We start from the raw sequence: 16,487 nt of genomic DNA, 5'->3' as shown, positions 1-16,487 counted from the left end.
ATAGATCTTCTCCCCATATAGCTCTATCATCCTGGTGTGCACTTTACGACGCCCTTAGCGATGATCGACCCGGCGATTATGATTCCTCTGGCGCAGGCCGCGGAGGACGCCGGCTTTCACAGCGTGGCCCTGGCCGACAGCCTGGCCTACCCGAAGGTCTCCGACTCCAGCTATCCCTACAATCCCGACGGGACCCGGGAGTTCCTGGAAAACAAGCCGTTCATCGAGCCGCTGGTCGCGGCGGCGGCCATCGGCGCGGCGACCACGGCGCTGCATTGCTACACGTTCGTGCTGAAGCTCCCGGTGCGCAACCCGGTGATCCTGGCCAAGGAGGCCACCTCGGTGGCAGCCCTGACCGGCGGCCGGCTGGAGCTCGGCGTCGGCATCAGCCCGTGGCCCGATGACTACGAGCTGTGCGGCGTCCCGTGGGCCGGCCGGGGCCGCCGCTTCGAGGAGTGCATCGAGGTGGTGCGGGGCCTGGCCACCGGCGACTACTACGAGCACCACGGCGAGTGCTTCGACTTTCCCGCCACCAAGCTGAAGCCGGGCGCGGACGTTCCGATCCTGATCGGCGGGCACAACGAGCGCAGCCTCGAGCGGGCGGCGCGCCTCGGAGACGGCTGGCTGCCCGCCGGAATGCCCGACGACGAGTTCGCCCGCTGCATCACCCGCCTCGGTGAGCTGCGGGCCCGCTACGGCCGCGATCACCTCCCTTTCTCCATCTACGCAGCCTCCGCCGAGGGTTTCAGCCCCGACGGGGTCAAGCGGCTGGCCGACATGGGCGTCACCCACGTAACTGGAGGTATGAGCCGCTTCAACCCCTACGGCGTCGAGGCGGACACCGAGACCCTGGCCGAGAAGATCGATGCCCTCCACCGCTACGCAGACCACGTGATCGCCGCGGTGAACCGCTGAGCCGGGGCGAGCGTGAGCCGGGAGGGCATCCAGCCGCCGGCGCTACTACTGGGCCAGCGCGGCCGCGGTGAGCGCGTCGAGGTGCTCGACGGCGTCGACGTACTCCTCGACCCACCGCCGCACCACCGCGCCGGCCTTCTCGACCCGCTCGAGCTGGCCGACCACCTGGCCGATGGGGTTGAACGCCACGTCCACCGACTGGTCCGGATAGCGGTGGGTTGCCGCCACCGCCATGCCCGACACCATGTACTGCAGCGGCATCGGCAGGGGGTCGGGGCTGTCCGCCCGCTCCCACGCGTCGGTCCAGTCATTGCGCAGCATCCGGCACGGCTTGCCGGTGAAGCTGCGGCTGCGGACCGTGTCGCGCGACGTAGCCCGTCGGTAGGTCTCCTGCTGCACCGGGGTGTTGTGGGCCTCTTCCACCATCAGCCACTGCGAGCCTGACCACGCCCCCTGGCAGCCAAGGGCCAGCGCCGCGGCGATCTGCGCGCCGCTCCCGATCCCGCCTGCGGCGAGCACCGGGACCGGAGCGACCTCCTTGACCACCTGGGGCCAAAGAACGATCGAACCGACGTCGCCGCAGTGGCCTCCCCCCTCACCGCCCTGAGCGATCACGATGTCCACCCCGGCGTCGGCGTGCTTGCGGGCCTGGTACGGCGAGCCGCACAGCGCGGCCACCTTGCGGCCGGCGTCGTGGATGTGAGCGATCATGTCCGCCGGCGGCGTGCCGAGGGCGTTGGCGATGAGCGCCACCTTCGGATGGGCGAGGGCGACGGTCACCTGCGGTGTGGCCGTGGCTTCCGTCCAGCCGAGCAGCCGCAGGGCGTCGCCGTCGTCGGCCGGCGGCACGCCGTGGTCCGCCAGCAGCGAGCGAGCGAACTCGAGGTGCTGGGCAGGCACCATCTTGCGCAGCATCTCGGCCAGCTCGTCGCCGGTCAGGTCGGCGTCCATCCCTTCGTACTTGTTGGGGATGACGATGTCGACGCCGTAGGGGCGATCGCCGATGTGCTCGTCGATCCAGCGCAGCTCGGTCTCCAGTTGCTCGGGGCTGAAGCCCACCGCGCCGAGCACCCCGAAACCGCCCGCTCGGGCCACCGCGACGACGACGTCGCGGCAATGGGTGAAGGCGAAGATCGGGAACTCCACGCCCAGTTGGTCACATATCGCGGTGCGCATCTACCAGTCCTCCTCGAAAGCGGCTGTCGGTCATGGTTGAGCTCTGTCGTGGTGGCGGGCGGCCAGGGCCACGCCCATCAGCGCGGCGACGGCCATGTCGTCGGTTACCGCTGCGGGGTCCACCCGCCGCATCATCTCGAGGCCGAAGAGCAGGCCTACGATCGCCGGCCCGACGGCCATCCGCGCCGCGCCGGGGTCGCCGCCGGCGGCCACCGCTGCGTCGGTGCCCTCCCAGGCGACCCGGTAGCGGCGAGCCAGGTGCTGGCGGGCGGCGTCGTCGCGGGTGGCGTAGCGCCACAACTCGTGCTCGAGGGCCATCCACCGGCCGCCGCCCTTGGGCGGCTGCTTGACGTTGCGCCACAAGGCCGCCATGCGCTCCTCGAGGGTGGTGGCCTCCATCATCTCCACGGCGACCACCGCCGCCACGTCGTCCACCCATTCCTGGAGGAGGTCGTAGAGGAGGCCTTCCTTGCCACCGAAGTGGTCGTAGACCGCCCCGGAGGTTCGCCCGGCGGCGGCCGCGATGGCATCGATGCTCGACGCTTCGATGCCGCGCTCGGCGAACAGATCGGCCGCCGCCTCTAGGAGCATGCGCCGGGTCTCCGCCCGCCGGTCCGCCTGGGTGGTCACAGAACTTGTATAGCGCATCCAATGTATGTAGATCAACCAATATTTGTTCTTGACGGGAATGAGGATCGGTTCCAGTATCGAGGGGTGCAGCAGCTGGCCGTCCCTCGCTACGTGCCTCCCTCCGCCGCCACCTGGCGGTCCCCGTGGCCGATGTACCAGACCCTGCGGCGGGAGGCCCCGGTCTTGCGGGTCGAGCCGCCGGGCCACCCCGACCGGGATTACTGGGTCCTCAGCCGCTACGACGACGTGTTGTGGGCGGCCCGGGACTCGCGCACCTACTCGTCCGCCGACGGTCTCACGACCAACTACGGGGAGCTGGAGCGGCTGGGCATGGTCGACAGCCCCCCGCTCGTGATGCAGGACCCGCCTGGCCACTCCGCGTTCCGGCGGCTGGTCGCCAGGGGGTTCACCCCCCGGCGGGTGGCGGGCATCGAGCCGGCGGTTCGCGAGTTCGTGAGGTCGCGGATCGACGCCCTGGCGGATGCCGGCGGCGGCGACATCGTGGCCGCGCTGTTCAAGCCGCTCCCGAGCATGGTGGTGGCCCACTATCTGGGGGTACCCGGCTGCGACCGGGACCATTTCGACGACTGGACCGACGCGATCGTCGCGGCCAACGCCACCGGCGACCCGGCGGCGGCGCTGGCGCGGGCCTCGACAGCGATGGCCGACCTCGCCGCGTACTTCACCCAGCTGGCGGCGTGGCGCGAAGGCCATCCGGGCGAGGACGCCCTCTCCGATATGGTCGCTGCCGGCGCTGGTCTCGACGCGGTGCTCGGGTTCGCCTTCACGATGGTCACCGGCGGCAACGACACCACGACCGGGCTGCTTGGAGGCTCGGTGCAGTTGCTGGCCGACCATCCCGCTCAGCGCCGGTTGCTCTGCGACCACCCCGGGCTGCTGCCCGACGCGATCGAAGAGCTGCTCCGGCTGACCTGCCCGGTGCAGGCCCTGGCCCGTACCACCACCGGGGACGTCCGGGTCCGTGATGTCACGATCCCGGCCGGCCGCAAGGTCCTGCTGCTCTACGCGTCGGCCAACCGGGACGAGCAGCACTGGGGCGACGACGCCGACCAGCTCGACGTCGAGCGTCGACCGCGCAACATCTTGACGTTCAGCCACGGCGCTCACCACTGCCTCGGGGCGGCGGCGGCCCGACTCCAGGCCCGGGTCGCACTGGAGGAGCTCCTGGGCCGCTGCCCGGACTTCGACGTCGACACCGAAGGGGTGACCTACGCCGACGGCCCGTACGTCCGCCGGCCGACCAGCGTCTCGTTCCGGGTGCTGTGAGCGCGGCCCGCTCGGCTGACGACGGTACGGTCGGGCCGATGATCCTCGACCTGTTCCGGCTCGACGGCAAGGTTGCGGTGGTGACCGGCGCCGGGCGGGGCATCGGCGCGTCCACCGCGCTGGCGTTCGCGCAAGCAGGCGCCGACGTGGTGATCGCGGCGCGCACCGCCGCCAACTTGGAGGAAGTGGCCGCGTCGATCACCGCGCTGGGGCGGCGGGCGGTGGTCGTCGCCGCCGACTTGAGCGACCTCGACGCGTGCGCCGCGCTGGCCGCGACAGCCGCCGACGCGTTCGGGCGCCTCGACATCGTGGTCAACAACGTTGGGGGGGCGATGCCCAAGGCGCTGCTCGACACCTCGGCCGCGGAGCTGAGCGCAGCGTTGTCCTTCAACGTGCTCACCGCGCACGTCCTGACCGTCGCGGCCGTTCCGGTGATGCTCGACCACGGGGGCGGCGCGGTGGTCAACATCACCTCGACGATGGGCCGCCTCCCTGGGCGGGCGTTGGCGGCGTACGGGACGGCCAAGGCCGCGCTGGCCCACTACACCCGGCTGTCGGCGATGGACCTGTGCCCGAAGATCCGGGTCAACGCCATCGCGCCCGGCGCGGTGCACACCGATGCCCTCGAGGTGGTGGCCGCCAACGACGAGATACGCACCGCGCTGGAGAAGGCGACGCCACTGCGGCGCATGGGCCGGCCCGAGGAGGTGGCCGCCGCGGCCGTGTACCTGGCGTCGGACGCCGGGCGCTACCTCACCGGGAAGGTGATCGAGGTCGACGGCGGCCTGATCGCCCCCAACCTGGAGCTGCCGGTCCCGGACCTGTGAGCTGGACCGCCGGGGGGATCGCCGCCGCCCGGTGGCGGGATCAGGGCGGCGCGCTCAAGGCGGCGGCCCGGCGGGGTCCGACAGCTCGGCTGCCAGGCGTTCGAGCCCGGCGACCCGGCTGGCTTTGACCAGCACCGCGTCGCCGGGCGACAACTCCCCTACTGCGGCCAGTGCACCGTCGACACCGGCGACGGGCGCGGGGCCGTAATCGGGGGTGTCGACGGCGATGACCTCGATGCCGAGCCGGGCGGCCAAGTCGGCGATGCGGCGGTGCTCGCCGGGCCCGTCGGGGCCGAGCTCGGCCATCGCTCCGAGCACCGCGATGCGGCGGGAGGCGGGCAGACGGGCCAGCGCCTGCAGGGCCGCGGCAGTGGAAGTGGGGTTGGCGTTGTAGGCGTCGTTGAGGATCTGGGCCCCGGACGGCGCGGTCACCAGTTCCATCCGCCACGGGCTCGCGGCCGCCGTCGCCAGCGCCCCGACGGCTGCGTCGAGGTCGACGCCGACGAGGAGCGCGACCGCGATCGCCGCCAGCGAGTTGCCCACCTGATGGGCGCCGCGGACCGAGAGGGCCACCTCGGTGCTCCCCCACGGCGAGCGCAGCACGTAACGGGCCCGGAGGTCGTCGTCGAGGGTGACCTGCTCGGCGACCACGTCGAGGCCCGGCGTCCGCGACTCGGCTGCGACGCCGTATCTGATCACTTGCGCGTCGGTGCGCTCGGCCATCGCCGAGACCCGCTCGTCGTCGCCGTTCAAGATCGCGCTGCCCGAAGGCGGGAGGGACTCGACCAGCTCTCCTTTGGCCCGGGCCACCGCGTCGAGACCGCCGAACATCTCGGTGTGGACCGTGGCCACTGCGGTCACCACCGCGATGGTGGGGCGGGCGATGTCGCAGAGCAACTCGATGTGGCCGACCCCCCTCGCCCCCATCTCGATGACTGCCACTTCGGTGTCATCGGCTGCGTTGGCCAGGGTTAGGGGGACGCCCAGCTCGTTGTTGAAGCTCCGGGCGCTGGCGGTGACCCGCCGGGCCGCGCCGAGCGCGGCCGCCGCCAGGTCCTTGGTCGAGGTCTTGCCGACCGAGCCGGTGATCCCGACCACCGGGCCTTCCAGACGCCTCCGAGCGGCCCTGCCGAGGTCGAGCAGCGCGGCGCCGGTATCGGCCACGGCGATGGCCGCCGCCGGGCGCTCGACGTGACCCGAAGCAGGCGGTCCGGGTTCACGGCGCCCGGGCTCCGGGTGACCGGGGGCTGGGTGGCCGGGCGCTCGGTGGCCGGGCGCTCGGTGGCCGGGCGCTCGGTGGCCGGGCACGAACAGATAGCCGGCGGCGCCGGCTTGGAGCGCGGCGTCGATGAACTGGTGCCCGTCGCGCTCGGCGACGATCGGCACGAACAAGGCGCCGGCGGTCACCTCCCGGGAGTCGATGGTCACCGGCCCGTAGGCCTGAGCGGGGTCGGGGTCGGGGGGCTCGGCTTCGATCCGGCCGTGCACCGCGTCGGCGAGCTGTTGGAGGGTCCAGCGCATGCGCCCTCGATCATGCCAGTGCTGCGGGTGCGGGCGCGCCAGACCGGGCGGGGTCCCATGGACCGGCCGGCGACGCCAGTAGCGTGGTCGGCCATGGTCGACGCTGTCCCCCGTCCCCGGCCCGGCGGCCGGATACGCCTGGTCGTGCTCTACGGGGGCCGCTCCGCCGAGCACGAGGTGTCGTGCGTCTCAGCCCGCCACGTCCTGGCCGCCTGCGACCCCGACCGCTATCAGATCGAGGTCATCGGTATCGGGACCGACGGCCGGTGGGTGGACGCCACGCCGCTGCTCGCCGTCCTACCCGACGACGCCGCCGCGCTGCCCGAACCCGATGTCCTGCTGGCGGGGAGCTGGCCGCTGCCGTCCCTCCCGCCGCCCGGCTCATGGCCCGCTGACGCTGCGCAGCAGCGCATCCCCGCGACCCTCGAGCCGGTCGGGGCGTTGCAGGCCGACGGCGCGCACACCACGGTGGTCTGGCCCGTCCTCCACGGCCCGATGGGAGAGGACGGCACCGTGCAGGGGCTCTGCGAGGTGGCGGGAGTGGCCTACGTCGGCGCCGGGGTCGCCGGATCAGCGGCCGCCATGGACAAAGCACTGGCCAAGACCGCCTTCGCCGGGGCCGGGCTGCCCCAGGCCCGGTGGTTGGGCGTCGCCGCCGCCGGCCTCGCCGATCACGACCGCGACGCGGTGACCGGCCTGGTCAAGCAGGTGGAGGCCGACCTCGGGTGGCCGGTGTACGTGAAACCCGCCAACATGGGCTCCACCATCGGCGTGTCCCGGGCTGCGGACCCCGGGGAGCTGGTCGCAGCGCTGGACCTGGCCGCCCGCTACGACGACTACCTGGTAGTCGAGGAGGAGATCCGGGGCCGGGAGCTGGAGATCGGCGTGCTCGGCCTCGATCCCCTCCTCACCTCGACGGTCGGGGAGATCAAACCCAGCCACGACTTCTACGACTTCGACGACAAGTACACCTCCGGAACCGCCGACCTTCTGGTCCCTGCGCCGATCCCCGAGGATGTCGCCGACGAGATGGCCCTCCTCGCGGTGGCCGCGTGCCGGGCGTTGCGAGTCGACGCGATGGCCAGGGTCGACTTCTTCTACGACGTCGACGGCCGCCTGCTGCTCAACGAGATCAACACCCTTCCGGGGTTCACGCCGATCTCGATGTACCCCCGGCTGTGGGCTGCGTCCGGGGTGCCCTACCCGCATCTCGTCGACCAGCTCGTCGATCTGGCGATCCGCCGCCATCAGCGGCGATCCACCCGGCAGACGTCGCGCTAGGAAACGCCGGCAGACCCGCGGCGCGGGGGTCAGACCGCCGGCACCGCGCCGGCCGCGACCGGGGCGTGGGTGGAGCGCTCGACGCCGCCCGCGACCTCTGCGGTGATGGCCAGCGCCGATATCCCGGCACCGGCCCGGAACCCGACCACCTGCGCCGGGGTGCTGCCGAGAAGCCCGTAGGACACCGTGCCCGACTCCGTGACCCCCCACAGCTGGTAGGTCTGGGAGGAGGGCAGCGCGCTGAGCTTGGCGTCGTAGAGGTAGCCCTGGCCTCCAGGGAGGATGACCGCGTTGACGGTCTGGCCGTCGGCGACGGGCCGGAGGATCACCTTGCGGGCGCCGGGGACGGAGAGGGCCTGGGTGACCGCGCTCATCGACGGGGTCCCGAGCGAGACCTCGTGGCTGATGGTCGAGGTCCGGTGGTCTAGGCGGGCGACTTGCACCCCGAGGACCGCAACGGCAACCGCCGCGGCCACCGCGAGGGCGGCCAGAGCCCGCACCCGCAGCGTCTGGTACCGCGCGCCGCCCCTAGGTCCGCCGGCGCCCGCTCCCTGGGGTCGCGCAGCGACGCCACCCGCAGCCCGGCCGGGCGCCGCGGCGCCCTCCGAGCCGGGAGCGCTGGGGAAGGCGTCGTCGCCGACGCGCTGCAGGCGCAGCGCGGGCGGGGCCTCTTGCATGCTGGCGGTGATGCGGTCCCAAAGGCCGGCGGGGGCTTCCTGGCCGGCGTAGCCGAGCAGGCCAGCCACCTCCCGGTGCTCCTGAACCTCGGCCCGGCACCGGGGGCACACCTCGAGGTGGCGGGCGACCAGCTCGGCTTCGTCGGGCGCCACCGCGTCGAGGGCGTACGCCCCGAGCAGGGCCTGGATGTCCTCGTGGGTCACCGGCCGAGAGTCGCTCATGCTCCCACCCCCACATCGCCGAGCTCGCTGCGCATGCGTTTGAGGCCCACCCGGATGCGACTTTTCACCGTGCCCTCCGGAGCGTTGAGCAGTGCGGCCACCTCCCGGTAGGTGTGCCCGCCGAAGTAGGCCAGGTGGATGGCCTGGCGCTCGTCCTCGGGCAGCGTAGCGAGGGCTTCTTTGACTCGGTCGGCGACCGCCAGGTCCCAGACTTCGTGCTCGATGTCGTAGCCGGCCTCGGCGGCCGAGCGCGCCTCGCGCTGCTCGCGGTCTCGCCGGGAGGTCTCCGAGCGCAGTAGATCGACGGCCCGGCCGTGGGTCTGGGCCAGCAGGTAGCTACGCAGCGATCCTCGCTCGGGGTCGAAGCGGTCCGGCTCGTTCCACAGCCGCAAGAAGACCTCCTGCACGATCTCCTCGGCTCGGGTCGGGTCGTTGAGGACCCGCCGGGCCAAGCCGAACACCGCGCCGGCGTGGCGCCGGTAGGCCTCGGCGAGCGCGTCCTCCCGCCACCGACCGATGGCGACTACCAGGGCGCCGTCGCTGGCGTCGAGCAGGGATGCGGTCATCGCTTCTTCATTCGGAGCCGCCGCCGGGTTCGGATGGCCCTCCGGGGGCACGCCCCGCTCAGCGGCCGTCGGAGGCCGCCAGCGTGGCACGCCCGCGACCGTAGCCGTCTCCGGCGGTAGCCCGGAGGAGAGCGAGGATCGCGGCCATGTCCCCGTCGGCTTTCAGCCGGCCTTGCATGAACAGCACGCTCGGCTCCTCGACCCCGGCCAGCAGCGCCCGCGCGTCGGCGAGGGGCAGGGTGAGGGTGGCGACGGCATCTGGCGCGACGACCCCGGGGATCCAGCGGACCACCCGGCCTCCTTCGATCTCGAGGGTGCCCTGAGCGGTCTCCGCCGCGGCCCCGGACCCCTCGGTGCCGGCCGGCGGGGCCGAACGCGTCCGGCGCGGCCGGCCGGCGCTGGCCGGTACGACCAGGGCGAGCGCCCCGGAGAGGTCCGACGCTCCTAGCGTCGCGCCTTCGATCAGGGCGCCGAACGCGGCCTGCAGCTGCTCGTCGAGCGGCGCCACCGTATCGCCGGCTTGATCCTCCCCCACCTCAGCGGTCCTCCCTGGCGACGCCGCCGACAGGTGAGCCGCCGGCCGGTGAGCCGTCGAGGGTCGAGCGGACCCCGGCGAACAGGTCGTCCTCGACGCCTTCCAGCGGCCGCCGCCCGGTCAGGTCCCGGGCCAGGGTGTACTCCTCGAAGGGGTGAAGCCCGTCCATCACCTCCGGCGGCAACCCGAACCAGAACTTCGACGTCGGGTCGACCTGCGTGGCGTGGGCGAGCAGCGCCTCCCGGGTCACCCGGCTGAAGCCGTTGACGTCGATGATCGTCGTCGGCGGCGGCACCTCCCCCACCCGCGCCAGGCGCTCCTCGCTGACCGGGGACTCCATCCCGAGCTCCAGGTGCTTCTCGTGCAGGGCGACCATGCGCCGGACCGACCAGGTGACGTAGTACAGCTTGAGGGGCTGCCACGGTTCGCCAGCGTCCGGGTAACGGGTCGGGTCCCCGGCCGCGTCGAAGGCCACCTCCGATATCTCGTTGGTCCGGAGGTGGTCGGGATGGGGGTAGCCCGACTGGTCCTGAGGGTAGGTGACCAGAACCTGCGGCCGGACCCGCCGGATCACCGCGACCAGCCGGCCGACGGCCTCGTCGAGGGGCGCCGCCGCGAAGCTGGCCGGGTTGGCGTTGGCGGGGCTGTCGGGCATCCCCGAATCCCGGTAGCCGAGCATCACCACCTCGTCGTAGCCGATGATGTCGGTGGCCGCCTTAAGCTCCTCCATGCGGATCTCGGGCAGGCGCTCGACGACCCCCGGGCGGTCCATGGCCGGGTTGAGGATGTCGCCTTCCTCGCCGCCGGTGCAGGTGACCAGCACGGTGCGGACTCCCTCGGCGTGGTAGCGGGCGACGGTCCCGGCCCCTTTGGACGACTCGTCGTCGGGGTGGGCGTGGACTTCGAGGAGGCACAGCTCGGGCACCGCTCCAGCCTACGGGCGCTCGAAGGCGGTCACGACCTCCATGTGGAAGGTGTGGGGAAAGAGGTCGAGGATGGCCATCGACGTAGCGCCGTAGCCGGCGTCGCGCAGCAACGCCGCGTCCCGGGCGCACGACGCCGGGTCGCAACTCACCAGCACGACGCGGCCGGCGCCGGTGGAGGCCACCGCGGCCACGCCGGCGCGGCCCAGCCCGGAGCGGGCCGGGTCGGCTATGACCACGTCGGCCGGGACCGGCTCCCACACCTCGACCTCGCCGGCGAACACCTCGGCGTCCAGGTCGGCCAGGTTGGCGGCCGCGTCCGCGGCTGCGCCCGGTGACGACTCGACCGCGACCAGCCGGCACCCGGCGCGGGCCGCGGCCACACCTCCGAGCAGCCCGACCCCGGCGTAGAGGTCCACCAGCGTGTCGCTGGCCGCCAGCGGGCCGGCGGCCGCGCTGACGGTCTCGGCGAGCAGGCCGGCGGCCTGCGGCCCGGACTGGAAGAACGACCGTCCCCCCACCTGCCACCGCCGGCCACCGACGTCCTCGTGGAGGTGCGCTTCGGTCTTGGGGCCGACGACGACCGCGTCGACGGGAGCCTCCACGACCACCGCCCCGCCGGAGGGCACGACGAGACGCTCCCCTCCTGCCACGCCGACGCGCAGGCCGATCTCCGGGGCCCGGGGGTCGCGCTGACCCCGGCCGCGCCCGGCGGGTCGCTCCGGAGGCCGGCCCGGGCGGAGCCGGACGCCGCTGATCAGCTCCTCGAGCAGCGGGTGCGCCACGAGACAGTGATCCGGGGCGACGGTCCCGTTGGAGTGGCGGTGCCGGTAGGCCGGGCGGCCGTCTCCGTCGACGGCCAGGCGCAGCGTGGTCCGGTAGCCGCCGGGGTCGACCTGCCGGGGCGGTGGCCCCCCGGGAGGCTCCATGCGAGCCAGGCGCCGCCAGCTGTCTGCGACCACTTCCACCTTGTGGCGCAGCTGGGCGTCTACCGCGAGGTGCTGCCACTGGCAGCCGCCGCACCCGGCCCGGGCGTGGGGGCAGGGCGCGACGACGCGCTCTGGAGACGGGCCGTCGACCGCCACGACGCGAGCGCGCGCGAAGTCCCGACGCTGGGCCACCAGCTCGATGCGGACCGTCTCGCCGGGCAGGCCGCCCTCGCAGAACACCACCCGCCCGTCGGGCAGCCGCCCGAGCGCGTCACCACCGGCGGCCACCCGGTCGCCGAGCTGGAGCGTGAGCTGGTCCAAGTCGCGTTCGAGCGCAGCCGCGCCTCGGGGTACCGGCTGGCGGGGACCGGACTCCCGTCCTGCCCGTCCCGCGGGTGCTCGCCGGGTGCCCACGGATCAGCGGGCGGCGTCGACGAACGCGTCGAAGATGGCTTGCTGGGCCGGGTCGGTCGCAGCCGAGCGCTCCGGGTGCCACTGAACCGCCACGCACCACCCGGCGGCCGACGACGGGGTCTCGAGCGCCTCGACTACACCGTCGGCGCTGCGGGCGGTGACGACCAGACCGGCGCCAACCTCGGCGACGGCTTGGTGGTGAATCGACACGCACTTGTCGAGACGCCCGCCGCGCCCCTCGATGGCGGCCAGGCGGCTGCCGGGCGCCACGTCGACGCGGTGGAGCGCGGGGTCACCGGCGCCGATCGGAACGCCGTGGACGTCAGCGCCGTCGAGGTCAGGGAGATGCTGGTGGAGGGTGCCTCCCATGGCCACGTTGAGCACCTGGAGCCCCCGGCAGATCGCCAGCAGCGGGATCCCGGCTTCCAGCGCGTGACGGGCCAGGCCCAGCTCGAAGTGGTCCCTCTCGACGTCGACGCCGTAGGTGGCCGGGTGGGGGGACTCGCCGTAGTGGAGCGGGTCCAAGTCGCCGCCCCCGAGCAGGACCACGCCGGCGAAGGGCGCCAGGATCGCTTCGGCGGCGGCGCCGGTCGGGCCGCCGACGACGGCTGGGAGGGCGCCGGCCCGGCGCAGCCCGTTCAGGTAGGCCACTCCTGCCGCTTCGCCGCTGTCGGTCCAGCTCGCGATCCGGCCGGCGCCCAGGCGGGCGGGGGCCACAGCCACCAGCGGCCCGAGCGGGCTGCGGGCGACGGAACGGAGGTCGGAGCGGGTGGAGGTCGAGGCCAAAGCGCCGACCAGGCTACAGCGGGGCGTCGGGCAGGCGATCAGGTCGCGGCGCGACCAGGCCGCGGCGCGCTCAGGAGGCAGCGCGCTCAGGCCGCCGGCGCGCTCAGGCGGCCCGGGCGGTGATGGAGCGCTCGAGCAGAGAGAGGCCTCCCAGGCCCGGCAGGCGGTCGATCTGGCGGTCGATGCGTTGCGCGGCGGCCATCCCGTCCGACCCGGTGAAGAGGAACCGGGTCAGGTGGTCGACTTCCTCCGCGGGCATCACCCCGGCGCCCACAGGTGACCATGCCCGTTCGAGGGCGAAGCGGACCAGACGCTGGGCCCGGCCGCTCGACGCCAGCGCGGCCCGTGCGTGGGTTGCGTAGAAGTCGATGTGACGGCCCTCCTGGCGCATGATCCGCTTGAGGAGGTCGGTCAGGACCGGGTGGCGTTCGGCGGCGATCAGCCGGGCGTAGCCGGCCTGGGTGCTCCACTCGTTGACCGCGCCCCAAGTCATGTGCACCGCCAGCCACTCCCGTCCCGCGATCATCGAGCCGAGCGAGTGCAGCCACGGCTTGAACGCCTCCCGGCGCCGGATCCGGGCCCTCAGGGGCTGGACCCGCTCGGCGTGGGCTCCTTCCTCGTGGGCCTTTAGGACCTGCCCGATCGCTTCTCCGTGCCAGTACTCCTCGAAGCACCAAAAAGTCAGGAACGAGGCGATCTCGTGGTCCTGGTGGGCCTTGGTGACAAGCAGGTCGCGCATGTAGCAGACGGTGTGGTACTCCACGTCGTGCATGTAGCGCAGGCACCGCAGTCCTCCCGCCGACAGCGGCTGGTCCCCGAACGTGGCGAAGTCGATGCCTGACACATCGAGCCTCGCAGTGTTCTTCTTCAGGTCATCGAGATCGAACAACGCTTCGCTTCCCTTCTCCGAGGCCGACACCCGGTGTTCGGCGCCGGGCCCGGTTGCGGATGGCGACGGTCGCAGCGGGGGCGGCGGGGTACCGTCGCTCCATGGCAGAGATCGACGGCGTGGTGCAGGAGTGGATCGACGAGGACCTCGAGCGCCGCCCGGTCGCCGCCAGCGAGCTGGGCGTGCCCGGCCACGACGGGGAGCTCGGCGACTTCTCCTCGGCGGGATTCGAGGACCGGGCGGCGCAGGACCGGCGCTGGGCGGCCCGCCTCGACGGACTGATCGCGGGCGGGGTCGGCCCCGACCAGCAGATCGACCTCACCCTGCTGCTCTCCGAGCTGGCGGGGCGCGCCGTGCTGCAGGAGTGGCAAGACTGGCGCCGCGACCCGAGCATCTACCTGAACCCCTGCACCGGCGGGGTGCACAGCCTGTTCCAGCACCGGCTGCGCCCCGAAACCGAGCTGACGGCCGCGGCGGTGGCCCGCCTTCACCAGGTGCCCGGCGTGGTCGCCGCGGCCCAAGCCAACCTCGACCCGAGCGTCGCGCCGGCGCTGCTGGTGCGTCGAGGCCGGGATGCCGCGCACGCCGGGGCGGTGTACTTCCGCGACTTGCTTCCCGGGTCGGTCGACGACCCGCAACTGAAGGCCGATCTGGCGTCGGCCGGGGCCGGGGCGGCGGCCGCCCTCGACGACCTCGCCGTCCACCTCGACGGCCTGGCGGAGCGGGCGCGCGGCGAGTGGGCGCTCGGGGAGAACCGCTACAGCGCCCTGCTGCGCCAACGGGAGATGCTCGGCTACGGAGCGGCGGAGCTTCACGCCCGGGGGCTGGTGGCGTGGGACGACCTCGACGCCGAGATGACCGAGCTGGCATCCCGGGTGGACCCAGGCGGTGGCGGCTGGCGGCAGGTGGTGGAGTCGCTCTCGGCCGAGCACCCCGACACGCCGGAGGCGATGCGCGCCGCGTACGAGCGGTCCTGCCGCGACGCCAGAGCGTTCCTCGTCGAGCGCAACCTGGTCACTCTCCCCGACGGTGAGCGGTGCCTGGTCGAGCCGTCACCGCTGTTCCAGCGGCCGCTGCTGGCGGTGGCGTCCTACTCGTCGCCGCCCGCTTTCTCGACGTCGCGGACGGGCACCTTCTATGTGCCGTACCCGCCGGAGGGCACCTCCGCCGAGCAGCTCCAGGAGCGTCTGGCCGACAACAGCTTCCACAGCATCCCGACCACCAGCGTCCACGAGGCCTACCCCGGCCATCACTGGCAGCTGACCTGGGCCAACAGCACCCCCCGGCCGCTTCGCAAGGTGATCTGGACCTCGTATTTCGTCGAGGGTTGGGCGCTCTACGCCGAGAAGATGATGCGCGAGCAGGGGTTCTTCGGCGACCCCCGCCAAGAGCTGTGCCATCTCGGCGGCCGGATCTTCCGGGCGGCGAGGGTCGTGGTCGACACCGCCTTGCACACCGGGGATATGACCGTCGAGGACGCGGTCACGTTCATGGCCACCAAGGCCGGCCTGACCGACGCGGTGGCCCGCGCCGAGGTCGAGCGGTACTGCTCGTGGCCGACCCAGGCCCCCTCCTACCTCACCGGATCGTTGGAGATCGAACGCATGCGCGACCGATGGTTCGAGGAGAGAAGGGGCGACCTCCGCCAGTTCCACGACACCATCGCCGCCGCGCCGGGCATGCCTCTCGCGCTCACCGAACGGGCGTGCTTCGGCGCATGACCGCCGCCACCTGGATCACCCCGCTCTCCGACGGCGACCGCGGCCTGCGGGTCGCGGTGAAGGACCTGATCGACATGGAGGGAGTGCCGACCACGGCCGGCTGCCGGGCGGTGGCCGAGCGGGCCGAGGCCGCAACCGCGGACGCAGCGTGCCTGGCAGGTATCCGCGACGCGGTCGCCGCCGGCGAGGCCCGCATCGTCGGCAAGACCAACCTCCACGAGCTGGCCGACGGGATCACCGGTATCAACCCGTGGTTCGGGACACCGGTCAACCCCTTCGACGCCGCTCTCGTCCCCGGCGGGTCGAGCAGCGGATCGGCCGCCGCGGTCGGCGCCGGCGAGGCGGACGTCGCGCTCGGCACCGACACCGGAGGGTCGGTGCGGATCCCTGCCGCGTGCTGCGGGATCACCGGACTCAAGACCACCTGGGGGCGGGTGTCCCTCCAGGGTGTATGGCCCCTGGCGATCAGCCTCGACACCGTCGGCCCGATGGCCCGCGACGTGGCCGGAGTGGCTTCCGGCATGGCGCTGCTGGAGCCGGGGTTCCGCCCGGCCGCATCGTTCGACGGGCCGGTCGGGCGGCTCCGCCTCCCGCTGCCGGTGGACCCTGCCGTGGACGCCTCGCTCGACGCCGCGCTGTCAGCGGCAGGGCTCGATGTTGTTCCGATAGACCTGCCGGGGTGGCAGGATGCGGCGCGCGCCGGCCTGGCCATCCTCGGGCGCGAGGCGCTCGACGCCCACGGCGAGCTGGTCGGCGACCACCCCGCCGAGGTCGGGGCCGACGTGCGGGACAACTTCGGCCACGCGGCCCGCGTCGGCCATCAGCAGCTCCGAGATGCCCTTTCGCTCAGGGACCGCTGGCGGCGCAGTCTCGACGCGGTGTTCGACCAGGTCGGCGCCTTGGCCCTCCCGGTGATGGGCGGCCCCCCGCCGGCCGTCGGTCCCGACGCGGCCGCAGCGATGACCGTCGCCTGGACCCTCCCGGTCAACCTGGCCGGCGTGCCTGCCCTGGCGCTGCCGGTGGCGCCGGCGGGAGGTTCTCCGGTGAGCTTGCAGCTCGTCGGGCGGGAGGGGGCCGAAGAACAACTCTGCGCGCTCGGCGCCCTCATCGAAGCCGCCCTGGCCTGAGCAGCCTCGCCGTTCCACCGGGCCACCGGCGGGTCGACCCAACCGGTTGGGTAACGTGCTG

General features: G+C 73.0%; 16 protein-coding genes. 6 read left to right on the top strand and 10 right to left on the bottom strand.

Features of this window, described 5'->3' with window-relative positions; all coding sequences use genetic code 11:
* Window positions 1-36: 36 nt before the first annotated feature.
* Entirely contained in the window at window positions 37-915 is an 879-nt protein-coding gene (locus tag K6U06_RS07280; RefSeq protein WP_262321245.1) for a TIGR03619 family F420-dependent LLM class oxidoreductase, read from the top strand.
* 45 nt (window positions 916-960) lie between these two features.
* On the opposite strand, the gene K6U06_RS07275 is transcribed toward K6U06_RS07280, so the two are convergent.
* Together K6U06_RS07275 and K6U06_RS07270 are read right to left on the bottom strand one after the other, a co-directional pair.
* Window positions 961-2,091, bottom strand: coding sequence for a nitronate monooxygenase (locus K6U06_RS07275; RefSeq protein ID WP_262321244.1), 1,131 nt, complete (start codon window positions 2,089-2,091; stop codon window positions 961-963).
* A 30-nt stretch (window positions 2,092-2,121) separates the two neighbouring features.
* Window positions 2,122-2,721, bottom strand: a complete 600-nt coding sequence (locus K6U06_RS07270) for a TetR/AcrR family transcriptional regulator (protein WP_262321243.1) — start codon at window positions 2,719-2,721, stop codon at window positions 2,122-2,124.
* An 84-nt stretch (window positions 2,722-2,805) separates the two neighbouring features.
* Here K6U06_RS07270 and K6U06_RS07265 point away from each other — a divergent pair, with 84 nt between their 5' ends.
* Window positions 2,806-4,008: a cytochrome P450 gene (locus K6U06_RS07265; protein ID WP_262321242.1), complete on the top strand. Its 1,203-nt coding sequence runs from the start codon at window positions 2,806-2,808 to the stop codon at window positions 4,006-4,008.
* Window positions 4,009-4,046: 38 nt separating this feature from the next.
* Complete coding sequence (locus K6U06_RS07260) at window positions 4,047-4,835, top strand: SDR family oxidoreductase (RefSeq protein WP_262321241.1); 789 nt, start codon at window positions 4,047-4,049, stop codon at window positions 4,833-4,835.
* Window positions 4,836-4,889: 54 nt separating this feature from the next.
* Here K6U06_RS07260 and murF read toward each other — a convergent pair whose 3' ends face one another.
* Window positions 4,890-6,356: a UDP-N-acetylmuramoyl-tripeptide--D-alanyl-D-alanine ligase gene (murF, locus tag K6U06_RS07255; RefSeq protein ID WP_262321240.1), complete on the bottom strand. Its 1,467-nt coding sequence runs from the start codon at window positions 6,354-6,356 to the stop codon at window positions 4,890-4,892.
* A gap of 93 nt (window positions 6,357-6,449) precedes the next feature.
* On the opposite strand from murF, the gene K6U06_RS07250 reads away from it, so the two are divergent.
* Window positions 6,450-7,637: a D-alanine--D-alanine ligase family protein gene (locus K6U06_RS07250; protein WP_262321239.1), complete on the top strand. Its 1,188-nt coding sequence runs from the start codon at window positions 6,450-6,452 to the stop codon at window positions 7,635-7,637.
* 29 nt (window positions 7,638-7,666) lie between these two features.
* Here K6U06_RS07250 and K6U06_RS07245 read toward each other — a convergent pair whose 3' ends face one another.
* The 7 genes from K6U06_RS07245 to K6U06_RS07215 all read right to left on the bottom strand — a co-directional run bounded on the left by K6U06_RS07245 (window position 7,667) and on the right by K6U06_RS07215 (window position 13,608).
* A complete protein-coding gene (locus tag K6U06_RS07245; protein ID WP_262321238.1) occupies window positions 7,667-8,536 on the bottom strand; it encodes an anti-sigma factor domain-containing protein in 870 nt (289 codons plus the stop codon).
* Window positions 8,533-9,102 (bottom strand): sigma-70 family RNA polymerase sigma factor, encoded by a 570-nt coding sequence (locus K6U06_RS07240; protein ID WP_262321237.1) that lies wholly within the window; start codon window positions 9,100-9,102, stop codon window positions 8,533-8,535. The genes K6U06_RS07245 and K6U06_RS07240 overlap by 4 nt, the downstream gene beginning before the upstream one ends.
* 58 nt (window positions 9,103-9,160) lie before the next feature.
* Window positions 9,161-9,637, bottom strand: a complete 477-nt coding sequence (locus K6U06_RS07235; protein WP_262321236.1) for an SCP2 sterol-binding domain-containing protein — start codon at window positions 9,635-9,637, stop codon at window positions 9,161-9,163.
* Window position 9,638: 1 nt separating this feature from the next.
* On the bottom strand, window positions 9,639-10,562 hold the full coding sequence (gene mca / locus K6U06_RS07230) for a mycothiol conjugate amidase Mca (protein ID WP_262321235.1): 924 nt from the start codon (window positions 10,560-10,562) through the stop codon (window positions 9,639-9,641).
* 9 nt (window positions 10,563-10,571) lie between these two features.
* Window positions 10,572-11,810, bottom strand: a complete 1,239-nt coding sequence (locus K6U06_RS07225; RefSeq protein ID WP_262321234.1) for a class I SAM-dependent RNA methyltransferase — start codon at window positions 11,808-11,810, stop codon at window positions 10,572-10,574.
* A 96-nt stretch (window positions 11,811-11,906) separates the two neighbouring features.
* Window positions 11,907-12,689 carry a gamma-glutamyl-gamma-aminobutyrate hydrolase family protein gene (locus K6U06_RS07220; protein WP_262321233.1) on the bottom strand — a complete coding sequence of 261 codons (783 nt, stop codon included), beginning with the start codon at window positions 12,687-12,689 and terminating at the stop codon, window positions 11,907-11,909.
* A gap of 103 nt (window positions 12,690-12,792) precedes the next feature.
* Window positions 12,793-13,608, bottom strand: a complete 816-nt coding sequence (locus K6U06_RS07215) for a hypothetical protein (protein WP_262321232.1) — start codon at window positions 13,606-13,608, stop codon at window positions 12,793-12,795.
* A gap of 71 nt (window positions 13,609-13,679) precedes the next feature.
* Between K6U06_RS07215 and K6U06_RS07210 the strand changes: the two genes are divergently transcribed.
* Window positions 13,680-15,299 carry a DUF885 domain-containing protein gene (locus tag K6U06_RS07210; protein ID WP_262321231.1) on the top strand — a complete coding sequence of 540 codons (1,620 nt, stop codon included), beginning with the start codon at window positions 13,680-13,682 and terminating at the stop codon, window positions 15,297-15,299.
* A complete protein-coding gene (locus tag K6U06_RS07205; protein ID WP_262321230.1) occupies window positions 15,296-16,426 on the top strand; it encodes an amidase in 1,131 nt (376 codons plus the stop codon). Before K6U06_RS07210 ends, K6U06_RS07205 begins: the two co-directional genes overlap by 4 nt.
* The last annotated feature ends 61 nt before the right edge of the window (window positions 16,427-16,487 follow it).

The sequence above is a fragment of the Acidiferrimicrobium sp. IK genome, assembly GCF_025499425.1.
Taxonomy (GTDB): Bacteria; Actinomycetota; Acidimicrobiia; order Acidimicrobiales; family Palsa-688; genus Acidiferrimicrobium.
Note: the sequence above shows the minus strand (reverse complement) of the source record. Positions and strands in the feature narration are given on the sequence as shown.

Bases quoted from the DNA above. Each gene is read 5' to 3' on its own strand.
- K6U06_RS07275 (WP_262321244.1), bottom strand. From the start codon at position 2,091: ATGCGCACCGCGATATGTGACCAACTGGGCGTGGAGTTCCCGATCTTC.
- murF (WP_262321240.1), bottom strand. From the start codon at position 6,356: ATGCGCTGGACCCTCCAACAGCTCGCCGACGCGGTGCACGGCCGGATC.
- K6U06_RS07210 (WP_262321231.1), top strand. From the start codon at position 13,680: ATGGCAGAGATCGACGGCGTGGTGCAGGAGTGGATCGACGAGGACCTC.
- K6U06_RS07260 (WP_262321241.1), top strand. From the start codon at position 4,047: ATGATCCTCGACCTGTTCCGGCTCGACGGCAAGGTTGCGGTGGTGACC.
- K6U06_RS07245 (WP_262321238.1), bottom strand. From the start codon at position 8,536: ATGAGCGACTCTCGGCCGGTGACCCACGAGGACATCCAGGCCCTGCTC.
- K6U06_RS07240 (WP_262321237.1), bottom strand. From the start codon at position 9,102: ATGACCGCATCCCTGCTCGACGCCAGCGACGGCGCCCTGGTAGTCGCC.
- K6U06_RS07205 (WP_262321230.1), top strand. From the start codon at position 15,296: ATGACCGCCGCCACCTGGATCACCCCGCTCTCCGACGGCGACCGCGGC.
- K6U06_RS07250 (WP_262321239.1), top strand. From the start codon at position 6,450: ATGGTCGACGCTGTCCCCCGTCCCCGGCCCGGCGGCCGGATACGCCTG.